Source organism: Burkholderia sp. AcTa6-5 (assembly GCF_017815075.1).
In the GTDB taxonomy this organism is placed as follows: domain Bacteria; phylum Pseudomonadota; class Gammaproteobacteria; order Burkholderiales; family Burkholderiaceae; genus Burkholderia; species Burkholderia sola.
This window is the reverse complement of the sequence record NZ_JAGIQE010000019.1, coordinates 43,286-59,780: the sequence shown is the minus strand read 5'-3', so window position 1 is coordinate 59,780 and position 16,495 is coordinate 43,286. Positions and strand designations below refer to the sequence as shown.

The following is a 16,495-nucleotide window of genomic DNA, read 5'->3' as shown; positions in this document are numbered from 1 at the left end:
CGTTTGGTCGGACACCTTCAAGTGACTACGATTGTAGTCATCGAAGCACTTATTGGCGGAGTCGATCATGCAAGAAATCTCTTCAAGCATCACCTTCGAAATTCCCCCGGGCGAGACCGTGCCGATGAAGGTGCAACGCAGCACGCGGCTGATCGTCCAGTGCGGGCCGGTCTGGGCGACGCGCAGCAACGACGTCGACGACTACTTCCTGGCCGACGGCGAGACGCTGAAGCTGCGCCGCGGCGAGCGGCTGTGGCTCAGCGCGGAAGGCCGCGAGGGCGCATGCGTCGCGTTCTCGGTGTCGCGCCCGCCGCGGGAAGTCGCGCTCGGCGGGCTGTCCCGGCTGCGCGAACGCGTCAACGCGCTGCTGCACGACGGCTGGCGTACCGTCTGACCATCGTTTCATCCGACGGATACCGGCGATCCGTCCCCGTCCCCAGGCCGGCGAGACCCACGGGTTTTCGGTAAACTACCGCCCATGTCCGTTTCGCCGGTTTCCATCGTGTCCACGCCTGTCGCCGTTTCCGCATCGCCCGCCGGAGTCCCGGCTCAGCCGGCCCAGCCGGTCACCGTGCGATGGCGGGGCCGCGAGGCGTACGACGCGAGCTTCGACGCGATGCGCGCGTTCACCGACACGCGCACGGCCGACACCGGCGACGAAATCTGGGTGGTCGAGCATCCGCCCGTCTACACGCTCGGCCAGGCCGGCGACCCGGCGCACCTGCTGGTGGCCGACAGCGGCGTGCCGCTCGTCAAGGTCGACCGCGGCGGACAAATCACCTACCACGGCCCCGGCCAGATCGTCGTCTACCTGCTGCTGGACCTGCGCCGGCGCAAGCTGATGGTGCGCACGCTCGTGACGAAGATCGAGGAGGCCGTGATCGAAACCCTCGCGGCGTATAATCTCGCTTCGGTCCGCAAGGCGGGCGCGCCCGGGATCTACGTGGCATCCGGCGTGCACGAGGGCGCGAAAATCGCGGCCCTCGGCCTGAAGATCCGCAACGGCTGCAGCTATCACGGGCTGAGCCTGAACGTGAAGATGGATCTGCGCCCGTTTCTCGCGATCAACCCGTGCGGCTATGCCGGACTGGAAACCGTCGACATGGCGAGCCTCGCGGTTGCCGCCGACTGGAACGACGTCGCCCACACGCTGGTGGGCCGTCTGATCGCCAACCTCGACGGCGCATCCGCGGCCGCCGACAAGCCGCACGCACTGGAACAATCGAATGACTGACGTTACCGCTTCTCCCGCACCGGCCGATACGGCTGCCTACGATCCGACCGCCAAGCAGAAGGCGCAGGCGAAGACGGCGCGCATCCCGATCAAGGTCATTCCGATCGAAAAGCTGAAGAAGCCCGAGTGGATCCGCGTGAAGGCGGCCACCGGCAGCTCGCGCTTCAACGAGATCAAGACGATCCTGCGCGAGCACAACCTGCATACCGTGTGCGAGGAAGCGAGCTGCCCGAACATCGGCGAATGCTTCGGCAAGGGCACCGCGACGTTCATGATCATGGGCGACAAGTGCACGCGCCGCTGCCCGTTCTGCGACGTCGGCCACGGCCGTCCCGATCCGCTCGATGCGGATGAACCGAAGAACCTCGCGCGCACGATCGCCGCGCTCAAGCTCAAGTACGTGGTGATCACGAGCGTCGACCGCGACGACCTGCGCGACGGCGGCGCCGCCCACTTCGTCGAGTGCATTCGCGAAACGCGTGCGCAGTCGCCGGACACGCGCATCGAGATCCTGACGCCGGACTTCCGCGGCCGTCTCGACCGCGCGATCTCGATCCTGAACGCCGCCCCGCCGGACGTGATGAACCACAACCTCGAAACGGTGCCGCGCCTGTACAAGGAAGCGCGCCCGGGTTCGGACTACGCGCACTCGCTGAAGCTCTTGAAAGACTTCAAGGCGCTGCATCCGGACGTCGCGACGAAGTCGGGCCTGATGGTCGGCCTCGGCGAAACCGAAGAGGAAATCCTGCAGGTGATGCGCGACCTGCGCGCGCACGACGTCGACATGCTGACGATCGGCCAGTACCTGCAGCCGTCGGAGCACCACCTGCCGGTGCGGGCGTACGTGCATCCGGATACGTTCAAGATGTACGAGGAAGAGGCGTACAAGATGGGCTTCACGCACGCGGCCGTCGGCGCGATGGTGCGCTCGAGCTATCACGCCGATCTGCAGGCGCATGGGGCGGGGGTGGTCTGAGCGTCGCAATCTCCGGTTCTGCAGCACTCGTGCAGTCGAATAAGGCCCGCCGCGATGCGGGCTTTTTCGTATCGGAATCTGGTGAAGAAGGGGGCACGGGTGACATACCTTTTCCTCGGCGCGGCATCGTACGGGGCAAATAACCGGCCAGTGATTGCAGAGGCGTTCGCTCCGCTCGGGACAGAGGATTGGCTCCCCGTTGGAAGCGTTTGTACATGTCTATTCCTCGTCCGAATTATTTAACCCCTTCGGCTTCGCGTCGTTTCTCGTCGTAGCAAAGCGCGGCGATCTGCCATCGATTTTCGTTGACCACCCATAGTTCGAGATAGTCAAATCGGGTAAGGTCTTTTCCGTTGCTTGCCATCGAGCCTGTACCGGAAATCGATGCCCATGAATGGTCTTCCACGATCGCGGTGATGTCCTGGTGGATCCGAGGACCACAATCCGGCCAAGTCTTTTCGGCAAGGCGCCGTTGTATCGATGCTATTTGCTGGACCTTGGTCAGAATCCGATCTCGTCGTTTCACGAAGAAGTGGGCGCTTTCTACAAAATTCAATTGATCGATGTCGCCGCTTATATAGGCATCGATCCAGACATCCCTCATTTGCAATAAGCTGTACTTGTTCTTCATTGTCCTTGCCGTCACCCCAGCCATGCTGGCTTTGCCGTCCGTCCTTTCCACCCTTTGCGTGCCTTTAGCCCTCAAGCATGCGAAACCGGGCGTCGCGCATTCTGATACTCTCAACCCACAGTTCCCAGTCCTCGGTCGTGATATAGGCATCAGTCTCTTTTCTGCCTGCTTCCAGAAAGTCTGTCTGTTCATCCAGGCTCAGGCTTTCCCAGAACGAGTCCCAGACATAGTTCAGCCAGTAGTGAGGGTCGCCCTGACTGACATGCAGAACCGGTCCAAACTCATATAGCGTGATCCACGGAGGAGGAGGGTGGAAGCCCTGCTCCGAGAGCTCGGCAATTAGCTCAACATCGTTGGAGAGCAAGCGCACGACTCGCTCTGCAAACGTCCATTTGGGGGAGATGATGGTGCTCAGTGGCTGCCCGCCGACTTCGCGCATGAAGTGAAAATGCGCAACCTCGCTTCGTCCTTGTCGCACGAGATTCAGCAAAGCCGGAAACTGATCCGGCTGAACATGATGAGCCAGCCCGAAAGCATTGATTCCTGCATCGCCTTGATATATCGACTTGGGATAGACAGGAACTTGCTGCTTTTCGAGATCGAGCGCACCGGAGCCGAAAATGGTCTGCAATTCACCAATCGACCTTCCGAAGGCATCTTCGAGACTCTTCACACTTTCCCGCACCGCCCGCTTCGTTTGCAACTCGTTAATCTTGCGCTTGAAGAAAGACACGTCTCCTCCGTCATCATTCATCTGGAATCTGATCGGCAATCATCGAGCCGCCGAAATAGCCGATGGCGCCGGTTATTACGGCACCAGGCCCGAGTTCAATACCGACCATCGTGCCCGCTGTAGCGCCTATCCTGGCGCCAGCCACGGCGCCTGAGCTGCGATGACACCTGTGGACTGGCACGTGTTACAAACGACTTGAGCACCAACAAAAGTCGGCGCAGTGCCATGATGCGTGCAACTGTCTATCCCCTCGATGACGACGCCACCCGTAGTTGACCTGTCGCCTACCTTAAGCAAGTACCGTTTCATGCGCGTCACCTGTTTTCGCAACAGATGAAGAATTATCACGGTGGCATGCGGCGCAGCAATCAGATAGGTACTAAAAATCCGGGAGTTCGAATGTTTTCGATGCCTCGCGGTTTTGTCGATTTTTCCCGTCGGATGCACGCGGCATGCAACGCTTCGAAGTTGAGCTACGATCTCGCGTCGACTAACGCACACTGCGTATGCGCTGCAGTACCCCGCTTCCGCACGACAATCGCCACCCGACCGGACGCGCGATCCAATCCAGCGTGAAAAGCAAAGCTGAAACATCATCGATAGCTTCGCAGGATAAGTTCGCTCCCGCCGCACGCAAAGCCCGTAAAGTCGGCTCTCCCGCAGCAATGCCCGCATTCCGAAGGAGAGCCGCATGTCCCGTTTCAGCTTCATCCGCCGCGCCGTCGTCGCGCTGACCGCCTTTGCCGCGCTTGGCGCGGCGCACGCCGAATCGCGCGAAGTCGTGATCGCGTACCAGGACATGGTCGTGCCGTGGCGCTATGCGCAAGCGAGCGGTGAAGTCGAAAAGGCGACCGGCTACAAGGTCAGGTTCCGCAAGCTCGACAGCGGCGCCGACGTGATCCGCGCGCTCGCGTCCGGCTCCGTGCAGCTCGGCGAGGCCGGGTCGAGCCCGATCGCGGCCGGCCTGTCGCAGGGGCTCGACATCTCGCTGTTCTGGGTGCTCGACAACATCAACGACGCCGAGGCACTCGTCGCGCGCAACGGTTCGGGCGTGACCAGCGTCGCCGGGTTGAAGGGCAAGAAGATCGGCGTACCGTTCGTGTCAACGTCGCACTTCCATACGCTCGTCGCGCTGCAGGCCGCGCGCGTCAATCCGAACGACGTGAAGATCGTCAACCTGCGTCCGCCCGAAGTCGCGGCGGCGTGGGCACGCGGCGACATCGACGCGACCTACATCTGGGATCCGGTGCTCGCGAAGGTCAAGCAGTCGGGCACCGTGCTGACGACGTCCGGCCAGGTTGCGAAGGAAAGTGGCAAGTCGACCTTCGACGGCTTCGTCGTGAGCCGCAAGTTCGCGCGCGAGAACCCCGAGTTCGTCGCGCGCTTCGTGAAGGTGCTCGCGGCGGCTGACGCCGACTACCGCGCGCATGCGGCGGCGTGGAAGGTCGGCTCGCCGCAGGTCGCGGCGGTCGCGAAGGTGTCCGGCGCGAATGCGCAGGACGTGCCGGCCAGCCTCGCGCTCTACGCGTTCCCGACGGCGGCCGAACAGGCTTCGCCGACGTGGCTCGGCGGCGGCGCGCAATCGGGCGCCGCGAAGTCGCTCGCGGCCACGGCTGCATTCCTCAAATCGCAAGGCACGATCCAGACGGTGCTCGCCGACTATTCGGCCGGCGTCGATCCGCAATTCGTGCAGAAGGCCGCGCGCTGAGCGCGGCCCCTCAGCCCACTCGTCGCGGAGCCCTTCGATCATGAGCACGCTGGAAGTCCGTCAGGTGTCGGTTGCGTATCCGGGCGAGCGCGGCAGGCCGACGACGCAGGCGCTCGCGCGCGTCGACCTGCGCATCGAGTCCGGTGAATTCGTCGTCGCGCTCGGTGCGTCCGGGTGCGGGAAGACGACGCTGCTGAACTGCATGGCCGGCTTCGTCGCGCCGACGGCCGGCGACGTATGCGTCGACGGCGTGCCGGTCACGGGCCCCGGCGCGGATCGCGGCGTCGTGTTCCAGAAATACGCGTTGCTGCCGTGGCTCGACGTGCTCGACAACGTCGCGCTCGGGCTGCGTTTCGCGCGCGTGTCGAAAGCCGAACGCGAAGCGCGCGCGAAAGAGATGCTCGCGCTCGTCGGGCTCGAGCGCCATGCGCATGCGCGCGTGTATGAGCTCTCCGGCGGGATGCAGCAGCGCGTCGGCATCGCGCGTGCGCTCGCGAGCGACCCGCGCGTGCTGCTGATGGACGAGCCGATGGGCGCGCTCGACGCGATGACGCGCGGCACGATGCAGGCGCTCGTGCTCGACGTATGGGCGCGCACCGGCAAGACGGTGTTCTTCATCACGCATGATGTTGAGGAGGCGCTGTTTCTCGCGACGCGTCTCGTCGTGATGACGCCCGGCCCCGGCCGGATCGCGGAAACCTTCGAGCTGCCGTTCGCGCGCCGCTATGTCGAATCGCGCGATGCGCGCGCGGTGAAGTCGTCGCCTGATTTCATCGCGTGGCGCGAGCGGCTGATCGCGTATCTGCATCGCGACGAGGCGGTCGCGGAGCCGGCGTGATGCACGAATTAGCGCGGCACGGCGCGTCCGTCGGGCGCGGCCGGATCAGTACATTGCACAGGCAGGACGACATGAGTACGCAGGATTCTTGGGCGGCCGATCGAGCGGCCGCGAGTTTCGGGCCGGACGGACGCGATACGCAGCGGCGCGACGTACCGCGTCCGGCGCGCGCCTCGCATCGCTACCGGTTGCCTGGGCAGGGGAAGACGGCCGCGCTCAGCGCCGCGACGATCGCGGCACTGGCTGCGCTCTGGTGGGGCGCGACGCATTTCCAGTGGCTGCCGCCGCTGTTCCTGCCCGCGCCGGAAGCCGTGTGGACCGCATTCGTCGATGCGTGGCAAGGCCGCATCCAGGGCGGTCTGCCGTTGTCCGACCACCTGCTGTGGAGCGCCGCGCGCGTGTTCGGCGCGTTCCTGCTCGCCACCGCGATCGGCGTGCCGGCCGGCATCCTGATGGGCGTGAGCCGCCTTGCACGCGGCGTGCTCGATCCGCTGCTGGAGTTCTACCGGCCGCTGCCGCCGCTCGCATACCTGCCGCTCGTCGTGATCTGGTTCGGCATCGACGAAACGGCGAAGCTCGTCGTGATCTTCCTCGCGTGCTTCGCGCCGATCGCGATGGCCGCGCGCGCCGGCGTGCGCGCCGCGACGGTCGAGCAGATCAACGCCGCGTATTCGCTCGGCGGCAGCTTCGCGCAGATCGTGCGCCATGTGGTGCTGCCGGCCGCGCTGCCGGAAATCCTCACGGGGCTGCGGATCGCGATCGGGTTCGGCTGGACGACGCTTGTCGCGGCCGAGATGGTCGCCGCGACGGCCGGGCTCGGGCAAATGGTGCTCAATGCGTCGAGCTTCCTGCGCACCGACATCGTCGTGATGGGCATCCTGCTCATCGGCGCGATCGCGTGGCTGTTCGATCTCGCGATGCGGTGGATCGAGCGGCGGGTGGTGCCGTGGAAGGGGCGAGGGTGACGTCACGCTGACGGCACGGGCAACGAGCGCGTACTCGCCGCCCGCGCCTTTCTCGCTCAATCGCCCATCGCCACCCCTTCCCGCCGCGGGTCCGCCCCGCCGAACCACACCGTCTGCCCCTGCACGTTCAGCCGCTGGATCCCCTGCAGCCCCGAGTTCATCTCGACGATTCGCACGTCGTGCCCGCGACCCTTCAGCCCGTCGGCGAGCGCGTCCGACACGCGGTCGCGCTCGAGCTGCGTCGGTCCGTTCATCGACCCGAAGTTCGGCAGCGCGATCGCCTGCTGCATCGTCATCCCCCAGTCGAGCACGCCGACCAGCGTCTTCGCGACGTGATTGATGATCGCGGGGCCGCCGGCCGAGCCGACGATCATCGTCACCTGCTTCGTCTTCTTGTCGAACACGAGTTCCGGCGACATCGCCGAGCGCGGTCGCTTGCCGGGCTGCACGCGGTTCGCGACCGGCCGGCCGTTGTCGTTCGACACGAACGAGAAATCGGTGAGCTGGTTGTTCAGCATGAAGCCGCGCACCATCAGCCGCGAGCCGAACGCATCCTCGACGCTGGTCGTCATCGACAGCGCCTGGCCGTAGCGGTCGACGATCGCGATGTCGGACGTCGACGGCAATTCGGGGCTGCAGTCGTCGGCCAGCGCGAGCGTCGCGCCTTGCGGCGTGCCGGCCTGCGCGACGCCCATGCTGCTGTCGCCGATCAGCCGCGCGCGCTGCGCGAGATAGGTCTTGTCGGTGAGGCTCGCCCAGTTGCCGCCCGGCAGCGGCGCGAAATCGGGATCGGCCACGTAGCGGGCGCGGTCCGCATACGCGAGGCGCCCGGCTTCGCTGAACAGGTGGGCGGCGAACGGTGTCGGCTCGTAGCCGACGTCGTTGCGCACCGGCTTCTGCGCGCCGATCTGCTGCCAGTCGGGCATCGCTTCGAGGATGCCGAGCATCTGCGCGATCGCGAGGCCGCCCGACGACGGCGGCGGCATCCCGCACACGACCGAGCGCCGGTAATCGGTACACAGCGGCGCACGCACCTTTGCCTTGTAGCGTGTGAGATCCTGCAGCGACAGCAGGCCCGGGTTGGTCGGATGCTTGCGCACCTTCGCGACGATGTCGCGCGCGATCGCACCGGTGTAGAACGCATTCGCGCCGTGGTCGGCGACCTGGCGCAGCACGGTCGCGAGCGCGGGGTTCTTCAGCACCGTGCCGGCCGCCTTCGGCGAGCCGTCCTTGTTGTAGAAGTACGCACGCGCGGCCGGATCGCTGCTCAGGTACTTGTCGTTCGCGATCAGCATCGCGAGGCGCGGGCTGATCGTGAAGCCGCGCTCGGCGAGCCGGATGGCCGGCTGGAACAGCCGGCGCCACGGCAGCTTGCCGTGTGCGCGGTGCGCGGCGTCGAGCATGCGCAGCACGCCCGGCGTGCCCACCGAACGCCCGCCGACGACACCTTCGTAAAAGCTCATCGGCTGGCCGGTCGGGCCGTAGAACAGCCGGTCGGTCGCGGCGGCCGGTGCGGTTTCGCGGCCGTCGTACGCCTGCGTCGACTTGCCGTCGAAATACAGCATGAAGGCGCCGCCGCCGAGCCCCGACGATTGCGGCTCGACCAGCGCGAGCACCATCTGCGTCGCGATCGCCGCGTCGATCGCGGTGCCGCCGGCCTTCAGCATGTCGTAGCCGGCTTGCGTCGCGAGCGGGTTCGCGGCCGCGATCATGAAGTGCTGCGAGGTCCAGCCCGGCTTGTCGGTCCAGCCGGACGACAGTTCGGGCGCATGAACGCCGGGCAGCGGGACGGCCGCGCCCGATGCGGCGGCGACCGGGACGACGGCGCCCGACGGCGCGGACGGGGACGTGCAGCCGGCGTTCAACGCGACGAGCGCGACGGCGGCGAGCAGCGTCCAGGGACGCGAATGCGGACGAATCCGGTCGAACATGGAACCCTCGGCAGCAGTGAATTCGAAGGAGAGCGGCGTTGACGTTGACATCGGTGCGGGCGCAACGGCGCTGCCCGCCCCGGCGCGCTATTGTCGCCGTGCGCCCGGCGGCTTGTCATCCGACAGGAAACCCTGACGCATCCCGCCGGGCCCGCCCCGGCCGGTCTTTCCGGCCTGTTCGAGGATGAACTCTATGAACGTCGACGTCGCGCGCGTGTGGTGGCGGTTCGGCATGTAGAGCATGTACATGTGGGTGCCGAAGATGCTGAGCCGGTACGCATCGAGCGACGTGACGACGGCGCCGTGCCGCAGGTCGTCCTGCATCACGTAGTCGGGCACGATGCCGACGCCGATCCCCGCGAGGATCGCCTGGCGCAGGAACAGGAAGTTCTCCGAAATCAGCGTCGGTTCGAGCAGCACCTCGTGGCGCTCGTCGCCGAGATACGCGGCGATTCGCAACTGCCGGCCCAGCACCGTCGCGGTGACGACGGGAGCTGCGGCCAGCGCACCGAGGCTCGCGGGCATCCCGTGCGCGGCCGCGAACGCGGGCGACGCGCATGCGACGTAGCGCACCGCGCCCATGTCGCGCGCGACGAGGTTCTGCGGCGGCTCGGACATCACGCGGATCGCGATGTCGACTTCGTCGCGCATCAGGTCTTCCACACGATTCTCGAACACGACGTCGAGCACGATGCCTGGATGCCGCCGCTTGAACGCGAGCAGCCAGTCGGACATCACCATCTGCCCGTAGCCGCTCGGCACCGACAGCCGCACGCGGCCCTGCAGGTCCTGGCCGAGCGTCGTCACCGATTCCTGCGCGGCGAGCAGTTCGTTGCGGATGCGCCGGCCGTGCTCGTACAGCTTCAGCCCGATCTCGGTCGGCTCCATGCGCCGCGTCGTGCGGCGCACGAGCTGTTGGCCGATCGAGCGTTCGAGCTGGTTCAAGCGGTAGCTGACGTTCGCGCGGCTCATCTTGAGTCGCTGCGCGGCTTTGCTGAGATTGCCGGCGTCGAGGATCTCGACGAGCAGCGTCAGCGCGTTCAGGTCCATGCGGGTGTCTCCTGATCCGTCCCGCTAACGAGCCGAAATAACGGGCCGAAACGGTTCGAAAGCATTCAATGTCAAGTCAGACTTGACAGCTTGTAAAGGCGTGCGGGAATTGTCAATGAATCTCGATCAATCGAGAATCGAGTCATGCCCGGCCACCGCGCCGGACCGTTGCCCGCCGAGCGGGAGCCCGCTCGCGAACCGGCGTCGCCCGCCGGCCTGGCGCGCGGCTCCGCCCGGCGCACCGCACCTGGAGACACGATGAATTCACCCGCTTCCCCCGAAACATCCGCCACCGGCGCCGTCACGCGCGAACGGCGCGACAAGGTGCTCGTCGTCACGATCGACCATCCGCCCGTCAACGCGCTGTCCGCCGACGTGCGGCGCGGCCTCGCCGACGCGATCGACGCCGCGCAGGCCGACGACGCGATCCGCGCGGTGCTGATCGTCGGCGCCGGCCGCAACTTCATCGCGGGCGCCGACATCCGTGAATTCGGCAAGCCGCCCGTGCCGCCGTCGCTGCCCGACGTGTGCGAGCGGATCGAATCGGGTGCCAAGCCGGTCGTGGTCGCGCTGCACGGCGCGACGCTCGGCGGCGGCCTCGAAGTCGCGCTGGCCGCCCATTACCGGCTCGCGGTGCCCGGCGCGAAGCTCGGGCTGCCCGAAGTGACGCTCGGCCTGCTGCCCGGCGCGGGTGGCACGCAGCGCGCGCCGCGCCTGATCGGCGCGAAGGCCGCGCTCGACCTGATGCTGACGGGCCGCCATGCGAGCGCCGACGAAGCGCTCGTGCTCGGCCTCGTCGATCGCATCGCGCACAGCGACGACACGCTCGCCGAAGGGCTCGCCTATGCGCAGGAACTCGTGTCGCTCGGCGCGCCGGTGCGCCGCACGCGCGACGCGCAGGGCCTGGCCGACCGCGCGGCCGCGCAGGCCGCGATCGACGCGGCGCGCGCGGAATTGCCGAAGAGGTCGCGCGGGCTCTTCTCGCCGGCGAAGATCGTCGACGCGGTCGAGGCCGCGCTCACGCAGTCGTTCGACGCCGGGATGAAGTACGAACGCAGCCTGTTCCTGCAGTGCATCGACAGCCCGCAGCGCGCGGGCCTCGTGCATGCGTTCTTCGCGGAGCGCGAAGCGGCGAAGGCGCCCGAGGCGCGGCGCGCGAGCGCACGGCCGGTCGAGCGGATCGGCGTGGTCGGCGGCGGCACGATGGGCGCGGGCATCGCGGTCGCGGCGCTCGACGCCGGGCTGCCGGTGACGATGATCGAGCGCGACGACGCGTCGCTCGCGCGCGGCCGTGCGCACGTCGAGAAGGTGTACGACGGCCTCGTCGCGAAAGGCCGGATGACGCCGGCCGCGCACGCGGCCCGGCTCGCGCGCTTCAAGGGCAGTACGTCGTACGACGCGCTCGCGCAGGCCGACGTCGTGATCGAGGCCGTGTTCGAGGACATGGCCGTGAAGCAGGCCGTGTTCACCGAGCTTGCGCGCGTGTGCAAGCCGGGGGCGGTACTCGCGACCAACACGTCGTATCTCGACATCGACGAACTGGCCGCGAGCATCGACCGGCCGGCCGACGTGATCGGCCTGCATTTCTTCTCGCCGGCCAACGTGATGAAGCTGCTCGAGATCGTCGTGCCGAAGCGCGTGAGCGCGGACGTCGTCGCGACCGCGTTCGCGCTGGCGAAGCAACTGAAGAAGACGCCGGTGCGCGCGGGCGTGTGCGACGGCTTCATCGGCAACCGGATCCTCGCCGTCTATCGCACTGCCGCCGACTACCTGATGGAAGACGGCGCGTCGCCGTACCAGATCGATCGCGCGGTGCGCGAATTCGGCTTCCCGATGGGCCCGTTTCAGGTGGTCGATCTCGCGGGCGGCGACATCGGCTGGGCGACCCGCAAGCGCCGCGCGGCGACGCGCGATCCGAACGCGCGCTACGTCGAGATTTCCGACCGCCTGTGCGAGCGCGGCTGGTTCGGGCAGAAGACCGGTCGCGGCTACTACCTGTATCCGGACGGCGCGCGCGTCGGCACGCCCGACCCGGAGGTCGACGCGATCGTCGCGGCAGAGCGTGCGAAGAAGGGCGTCACGCCGCGCACGTTCACCGATGACGAGATCCTGCGCCGCTACCTCGCCGCGATGATCAACGAAGGCGCGAACGTCGTGCACGAGAAGATCGCGCTGCGTCCGCTCGATGTCGACGCGGTGTTCCTGTACGGCTACGGCTTCCCGCGCTATCGCGGCGGCCCGATGCACTACGCGGACACGGTCGGCCTCGCGAACGTGCTCGCCGATATCCGCGCGTTCGCGAACGAAGATCCGCTGTTCTGGAAGCCGTCGCCGCTGCTCGTCGATCTCGTCGCGCGCGGCGCGGATTTCGCGAGCCTGAACCGCATCGACTGAACGCTCACCGCATTCGCCACGGACCCACGATGGACCTTAATTTCACTCCCGAAGAGGAAGCGTTCCGCACGGAAGTGCAGCGCTTCCTGCAAGCCGAACTGCCGGAGCGCATTGCGCGCAAGGTGAAGGGCGGCCTGCACCTGACGCGCGACGACATGCGCGAATGGCATGCGATCCTCAACGCGCGCGGCTGGCTCGCGAGTCACTGGCCGCGCGAATACGGCGGCCCCGGCTGGAGCGTCGCGCAGAAGTTCCTGTTCGACAACGAATGCGCGCTCGCCGGTGCGCCGCGCATCGTGCCGTTCGGCGTGAACATGCTCGGCCCCGTGCTGATCAAGTACGGCAGCGAAGCGCAGAAGCGCCACTGGCTGCCGCGCATTCTCGACGGTACCGACTGGTGGTGCCAGGGCTATTCGGAGCCGGGCGCCGGTTCCGACCTCGCGGCGGTGAAGACGAGCGCGGTGCGGGGTGTGGACGCGCAGGGCGATCACTACGTCGTGAACGGCCAGAAGACATGGACCACGCTCGGCCACTACGCGAACATGATCTTCTGCCTCGTGCGCACCGCGACCGACGTGCGCAAGCAGGAAGGCATCAGCTTCCTGCTGATCGACATGAACACGCCGGGCGTCGAAGTGCGCCCGATCATCACGCTCGACGGCGAGCACGAGGTGAACGAGGTGTTCTTCACCGACGTGCGCGTGCCCGTGGAGAACCTCGTCGGCGAAGAGAACCGCGGCTGGACCTACGCGAAATACCTGCTCACGTACGAGCGCACCAACATCGCCGGGATCGGCTTCTCGACTGCGGCCCTCGACCGGCTGCGCGCGGTCGCCGCGAAGGTCACGAAGAACGGCCGGCCGCTCGCCGACGATCCGTTCTTCGCGGCACGCGTCGCGCGCGTCGAGATCGAGCTCGAAAACATGCGCACGACCAACCTGCGCGTGCTGGCCGCGGTCGCGGGCGGCGGCGTGCCGGGCGCGGAAAGTTCGATGCTGAAGATCCGCGGCACGCAGATCCGCCAGGAGATCACCGCGCTGATGCGCCGCGCGATGGGGCCGTACGCGCAGCCGTTCGTCGACGACGCGCTCGACGCCGATTATGCCGGCGAACCGGTCGGCCCCGATGAAGCCGCGAGCGCCGCGCAGCAGTATTTCAACAACCGCAAGCTGTCGATCTTCGGCGGCTCGAACGAGATCCAGAAGAACATCATCGCGAAGATGATGCTCGGGCTGTAAGAGGGACGCGACGATGGATTTCCAGCACACAGAAGACCGCCGGATGCTGGCGGACACGTTGAACCGCTTCATCGCCGAACAGTACGCGTTCCCGGTGCGCGACCGCATCGCGCAGTCGGCCGAAGGCTTCGACCGCGCGATGTGGCAGCGCTTCGCCGAACTCGGCACGGTCGGCGCGCTGTTTGCCGAAGCCGACGGCGGCTTCGGCGGCGCGGGCTTCGACATCGCCGTGGTGTTCGAATGCCTCGGACGCGGGCTCGTCGTCGAGCCGTTCCTCGGCGCGCTGCTCGCGGGCCGTGCGCTGGCGCTCGCCGGCGGCGATGCGCATCGCGGGCGGCTCGCCGCGCTGATCGACGGCAGCGCGAGCGCCGCATTCGCGCACGACGAACCGGGCTCGCACTACGAGCTGACGACGGTGCGCACGCGCGCCGAACGGTCGGGCGACGGCTGGGTGCTGACGGGCGCGAAGGGCGTCGTCGACCAGGCCGCGCAGGCGGCGTTCTTCGTCGTCAGCGCGCGCGTGTCGGGCAACGACGACGACGCGGCCGGCATCGGCCTGTTCGTCGTGCCGGCCGATGCGCCGGGCGTGTCGCTGCGCGATTACAGGAAGATCGACGGCGGTCGCGCGGCCGAAGTGCGCTTCGAGCGTGTCGCGCTGCCGGCCGATGCCGCGCTCGGCGCGCCGGATGCGCTCGACGGCGAAGCGGGCGCCGAACTGCTCGAACGCGTGCTCGGCTACGGGCTGCTCGCGCTGTCGGCGGAAGCGCTCGGCGCGATGGACGTCGCGAAGGCGCACACGCTCGACTACCTGCGCACGCGCAAGCAGTTCGGATTGCCGATCGGCAGCTTCCAGGCGCTGCAGCACCGGATGGCCGACCTGCTGCTCGAAGTCGAGCAGGCGCGCTCGGCGGTGATCAACGCGGCCGCGCAGCTCGATGCGCCGCGCGCGGTGCGCGAGCGCGCGCTCTCGGCGGCGAAATACAGCATCGGCCGGATCGGCACGCTGGTCGCGGAAGAAAGCATCCAGCTGCATGGCGGGATCGGGATGACGTGGGAGCTGCCGCTGTCGCATTACGCGAAGCGTCTCGTGATGATCGATCATCAGCTCGGCGACGAGGATCACCACCTCGCGCGCTACATCGCGCTGTCGAAACAATAAGCGCGGAAAACGCGAATGGAGGAGACGACGATGACGAACGACACGCGCGCGCTGCCGCTGGCCGGCGTGAAGGTGCTCGATTTCTCGCGCGTGCTCGCGGGCCCGTGGTGCGCGATGGTGCTCGCCGATTTCGGCGCGGAAGTGATCAAGGTCGAGCATCCGGCGCGCGGCGACGATACGCGCGACTGGGGGCTGCGGATCGGCGACACCGAGACCACCTATTTCAACAGCGTGAATCGCAGCAAGCGGTCGATCTGCGTCGACCTGCAGACGGAAGCCGGCCAGCGCATCGCGCGCGAGCTGGCCGCGCAGGCCGACGTGGTGCTCCACAACTTCAAGTGCGGCGGCGCGGAGAAGCTCGGGCTCGGCTACGACGCGCTGGCCGAACTGAATCCGCGGCTCGTGCATTGCGCGATCTCCGGCTACGACCGCTCGGGCCCGGAGGCCGTGCGGCCCGGCTACGACCTCGTCGTGCAGGGCGAGGCCGGGCTGATGGCGCTCAACGGCGAGGCTGGCCAGCCGCCGCTGAAGTTCGGCGTCGCGGCGGTCGACCTGTTCACCGGCATGTATTCGGCGCAGGCGATCCTCGCCGCGTTGTACGAGCGCCACGCGACCGGGCGCGGCCGGCGCATCGAGATGGCGCTGTTCGACTGCGGGCTGATGATCACCGCGTACTACGGGCTCGACGCGCTGCTGATGGGTGAGGACCCGCCCCGCTACGGCAACGCGCATCCGTCGATCGTGCCGTACGGCGTGTTCGACGCGGCCGACGGCCCGCTCGTGATCACGGTCGGCAACAACACGCAGTTCGCGCGTTTCTGCGATGCGATCGGGCGGCCCGATCTCGCCGCGGACGAACGCTACAGGACCAACCTTGGCCGCTCGGAGAATCGTGCCGGCCTGCTGCCCGAGATTCGCGGCGAACTCGCGCGCCGCTCGCGCGCGACGCTGCTGGCGGCGCTCGCCGAGGCGGGCATTCCGTGCGGCGAAGTGCTCGGATTGCACGAAGCGCTGACGTCCGAACGCGCGACCCGCGCCGGGCTTGTCACGCGGCAGCCGCATCCGGTCGCGGGCGGCGTCGACGTGCTCGCGCCGCCGTACCGCTTCGACGGCGCGCGGCTGCCGGTGCGCGGTGCGCCGCCGGTGCTCGGCGCGGATACGGACGCGGTGCTCGGCGGCTGGCTCGGGATGTCGGCGGAGGACGTCGCGCGGCTGCGGGCGGATCGCGTCGTGTAGATCGCTTGTTCCGCCGCGGCGCGGGCGGTGAGTCGACGCGCGCCGACCATGCCACGCAACACCGCTCGCCATGACGAGCCGGAAATGGAGACACCATGGAGCTTTCCGTCATCGAATCGGTCACGGCGCGCCGCGACTACCAGCAGCTCGTGCGGGCCCGGCGCCGCTTCAGCTTCACGCTGACGGCGCTGATGATCGCCACGTACTACGGCTTCATCCTGCTCGTCGCGCTCGCGCCGCACGTGCTCGCCGCGCCGCTGTACCGCGGCGCGACGACGACGGTCGGGATCGCCGCGGGCGTCGCGATCATTCTGGTCGCGATCGGCCTGACCGCGTGCTACGTGCTGCGCGCGAACCGTGCGTTCGACCGTCGCGTCGACGCGATCCTGCAACGTTCGTGAC

The 16,495-nt window shown here is 67.5% G+C and carries 15 protein-coding genes; 11 read left to right on the top strand and 4 right to left on the bottom strand.

Annotation, left to right across the window (positions count from 1 at the left end):
- Window positions 1-67 precede the first annotated feature (67 nt).
- The 3 genes from J8I33_RS23825 (at window position 68) to lipA (ending at window position 2,210) form a co-directional block, all read left to right on the top strand.
- Window positions 68-394 (top strand): DUF2917 domain-containing protein, encoded by a 327-nt coding sequence (locus J8I33_RS23825; RefSeq protein WP_050018167.1) that lies wholly within the window; start codon window positions 68-70, stop codon window positions 392-394.
- Between the two features lie 84 nt (window positions 395-478).
- Entirely contained in the window at window positions 479-1,234 is a 756-nt protein-coding gene (gene lipB, locus J8I33_RS23820; RefSeq protein ID WP_209926673.1) for a lipoyl(octanoyl) transferase LipB, read from the top strand.
- Complete coding sequence (gene lipA, locus J8I33_RS23815; protein ID WP_209939165.1) at window positions 1,227-2,210, top strand: lipoyl synthase; 984 nt, start codon at window positions 1,227-1,229, stop codon at window positions 2,208-2,210. The genes lipB and lipA overlap by 8 nt, the downstream gene beginning before the upstream one ends.
- A gap of 235 nt (window positions 2,211-2,445) precedes the next feature.
- Here lipA and J8I33_RS23810 read toward each other — a convergent pair whose 3' ends face one another.
- Together J8I33_RS23810 and J8I33_RS23805 are read right to left on the bottom strand one after the other, a co-directional pair.
- Window positions 2,446-2,841 (bottom strand): hypothetical protein, encoded by a 396-nt coding sequence (locus J8I33_RS23810; protein ID WP_209939164.1) that lies wholly within the window; start codon window positions 2,839-2,841, stop codon window positions 2,446-2,448.
- A gap of 64 nt (window positions 2,842-2,905) precedes the next feature.
- A complete protein-coding gene (locus J8I33_RS23805) occupies window positions 2,906-3,574 on the bottom strand; it encodes a hypothetical protein (RefSeq protein WP_209939163.1) in 669 nt (222 codons plus the stop codon).
- Window positions 3,575-4,265: 691 nt separating this feature from the next.
- On the opposite strand from J8I33_RS23805, the gene tauA reads away from it, so the two are divergent.
- The 3 genes from tauA to J8I33_RS23790 are packed head-to-tail and all read left to right on the top strand — an operon-like array spanning window position 4,266 to window position 7,085.
- Window positions 4,266-5,282, top strand: a complete 1,017-nt coding sequence (tauA, locus tag J8I33_RS23800; protein ID WP_209926668.1) for a taurine ABC transporter substrate-binding protein — start codon at window positions 4,266-4,268, stop codon at window positions 5,280-5,282.
- 40 nt (window positions 5,283-5,322) lie between these two features.
- Window positions 5,323-6,120, top strand: a complete 798-nt coding sequence (locus tag J8I33_RS23795) for an ATP-binding cassette domain-containing protein (protein ID WP_209926666.1) — start codon at window positions 5,323-5,325, stop codon at window positions 6,118-6,120.
- Window positions 6,120-7,085, top strand: a complete 966-nt coding sequence (locus J8I33_RS23790; RefSeq protein WP_209939217.1) for an ABC transporter permease subunit — start codon at window positions 6,120-6,122, stop codon at window positions 7,083-7,085. The genes J8I33_RS23795 and J8I33_RS23790 overlap by 1 nt, the downstream gene beginning before the upstream one ends.
- Before the next feature lie 56 nt (window positions 7,086-7,141).
- On the opposite strand, the gene ggt is transcribed toward J8I33_RS23790, so the two are convergent.
- On the bottom strand, window positions 7,142-9,016 hold the full coding sequence (gene ggt / locus J8I33_RS23785; RefSeq protein ID WP_209939162.1) for a gamma-glutamyltransferase: 1,875 nt from the start codon (window positions 9,014-9,016) through the stop codon (window positions 7,142-7,144).
- A gap of 87 nt (window positions 9,017-9,103) precedes the next feature.
- On the bottom strand, window positions 9,104-10,066 hold the full coding sequence (locus J8I33_RS23780; RefSeq protein WP_209939161.1) for a LysR family transcriptional regulator: 963 nt from the start codon (window positions 10,064-10,066) through the stop codon (window positions 9,104-9,106).
- Window positions 10,067-10,324: 258 nt separating this feature from the next.
- On the opposite strand from J8I33_RS23780, the gene J8I33_RS23775 reads away from it, so the two are divergent.
- The 5 genes from J8I33_RS23775 to J8I33_RS23755 all read left to right on the top strand — a co-directional run bounded on the left by J8I33_RS23775 (window position 10,325) and on the right by J8I33_RS23755 (window position 16,494).
- A complete protein-coding gene (locus J8I33_RS23775; protein ID WP_209939160.1) occupies window positions 10,325-12,460 on the top strand; it encodes a 3-hydroxyacyl-CoA dehydrogenase NAD-binding domain-containing protein in 2,136 nt (711 codons plus the stop codon).
- Window positions 12,461-12,489: 29 nt separating this feature from the next.
- Window positions 12,490-13,698 (top strand): acyl-CoA dehydrogenase family protein, encoded by a 1,209-nt coding sequence (locus tag J8I33_RS23770; protein ID WP_209926658.1) that lies wholly within the window; start codon window positions 12,490-12,492, stop codon window positions 13,696-13,698.
- 13 nt (window positions 13,699-13,711) lie between these two features.
- The gene (locus tag J8I33_RS23765; RefSeq protein WP_209939159.1) at window positions 13,712-14,857 is read left to right on the top strand and encodes an acyl-CoA dehydrogenase family protein; all 1,146 of its coding nucleotides are present in this window, start codon (window positions 13,712-13,714) and stop codon (window positions 14,855-14,857) included.
- Between the two features lie 30 nt (window positions 14,858-14,887).
- Window positions 14,888-16,093 (top strand): CaiB/BaiF CoA-transferase family protein, encoded by a 1,206-nt coding sequence (locus J8I33_RS23760; RefSeq protein WP_209926648.1) that lies wholly within the window; start codon window positions 14,888-14,890, stop codon window positions 16,091-16,093.
- A 95-nt stretch (window positions 16,094-16,188) separates the two neighbouring features.
- Window positions 16,189-16,494, top strand: coding sequence for a DUF485 domain-containing protein (locus J8I33_RS23755; protein ID WP_014895931.1), 306 nt, complete (start codon window positions 16,189-16,191; stop codon window positions 16,492-16,494).
- The last annotated feature ends 1 nt before the right edge of the window (window position 16,495 follow it).

What these genes read in the sequence shown, in the direction of transcription:
- J8I33_RS23825 (WP_050018167.1), top strand. Translation starts at nt 68, where the DNA reads ATGCAAGAAATCTCTTCAAGCATCACCTTCGAAATTCCCCCGGGCGAG.
- lipB (WP_209926673.1), top strand. Translation starts at nt 479, where the DNA reads ATGTCCGTTTCGCCGGTTTCCATCGTGTCCACGCCTGTCGCCGTTTCC.
- lipA (WP_209939165.1), top strand. Translation starts at nt 1,227, where the DNA reads ATGACTGACGTTACCGCTTCTCCCGCACCGGCCGATACGGCTGCCTAC.
- J8I33_RS23810 (WP_209939164.1), bottom strand. Translation starts at nt 2,841, where the DNA reads ATGAAGAACAAGTACAGCTTATTGCAAATGAGGGATGTCTGGATCGAT.
- tauA (WP_209926668.1), top strand. Translation starts at nt 4,266, where the DNA reads ATGTCCCGTTTCAGCTTCATCCGCCGCGCCGTCGTCGCGCTGACCGCC.
- J8I33_RS23795 (WP_209926666.1), top strand. Translation starts at nt 5,323, where the DNA reads ATGAGCACGCTGGAAGTCCGTCAGGTGTCGGTTGCGTATCCGGGCGAG.
- J8I33_RS23790 (WP_209939217.1), top strand. Translation starts at nt 6,120, where the DNA reads ATGCACGAATTAGCGCGGCACGGCGCGTCCGTCGGGCGCGGCCGGATC.
- ggt (WP_209939162.1), bottom strand. Translation starts at nt 9,016, where the DNA reads ATGTTCGACCGGATTCGTCCGCATTCGCGTCCCTGGACGCTGCTCGCC.
- J8I33_RS23780 (WP_209939161.1), bottom strand. Translation starts at nt 10,066, where the DNA reads ATGGACCTGAACGCGCTGACGCTGCTCGTCGAGATCCTCGACGCCGGC.
- J8I33_RS23775 (WP_209939160.1), top strand. Translation starts at nt 10,325, where the DNA reads ATGAATTCACCCGCTTCCCCCGAAACATCCGCCACCGGCGCCGTCACG.
- J8I33_RS23770 (WP_209926658.1), top strand. Translation starts at nt 12,490, where the DNA reads ATGGACCTTAATTTCACTCCCGAAGAGGAAGCGTTCCGCACGGAAGTG.
- J8I33_RS23765 (WP_209939159.1), top strand. Translation starts at nt 13,712, where the DNA reads ATGGATTTCCAGCACACAGAAGACCGCCGGATGCTGGCGGACACGTTG.
- J8I33_RS23760 (WP_209926648.1), top strand. Translation starts at nt 14,888, where the DNA reads ATGACGAACGACACGCGCGCGCTGCCGCTGGCCGGCGTGAAGGTGCTC.
- J8I33_RS23755 (WP_014895931.1), top strand. Translation starts at nt 16,189, where the DNA reads ATGGAGCTTTCCGTCATCGAATCGGTCACGGCGCGCCGCGACTACCAG.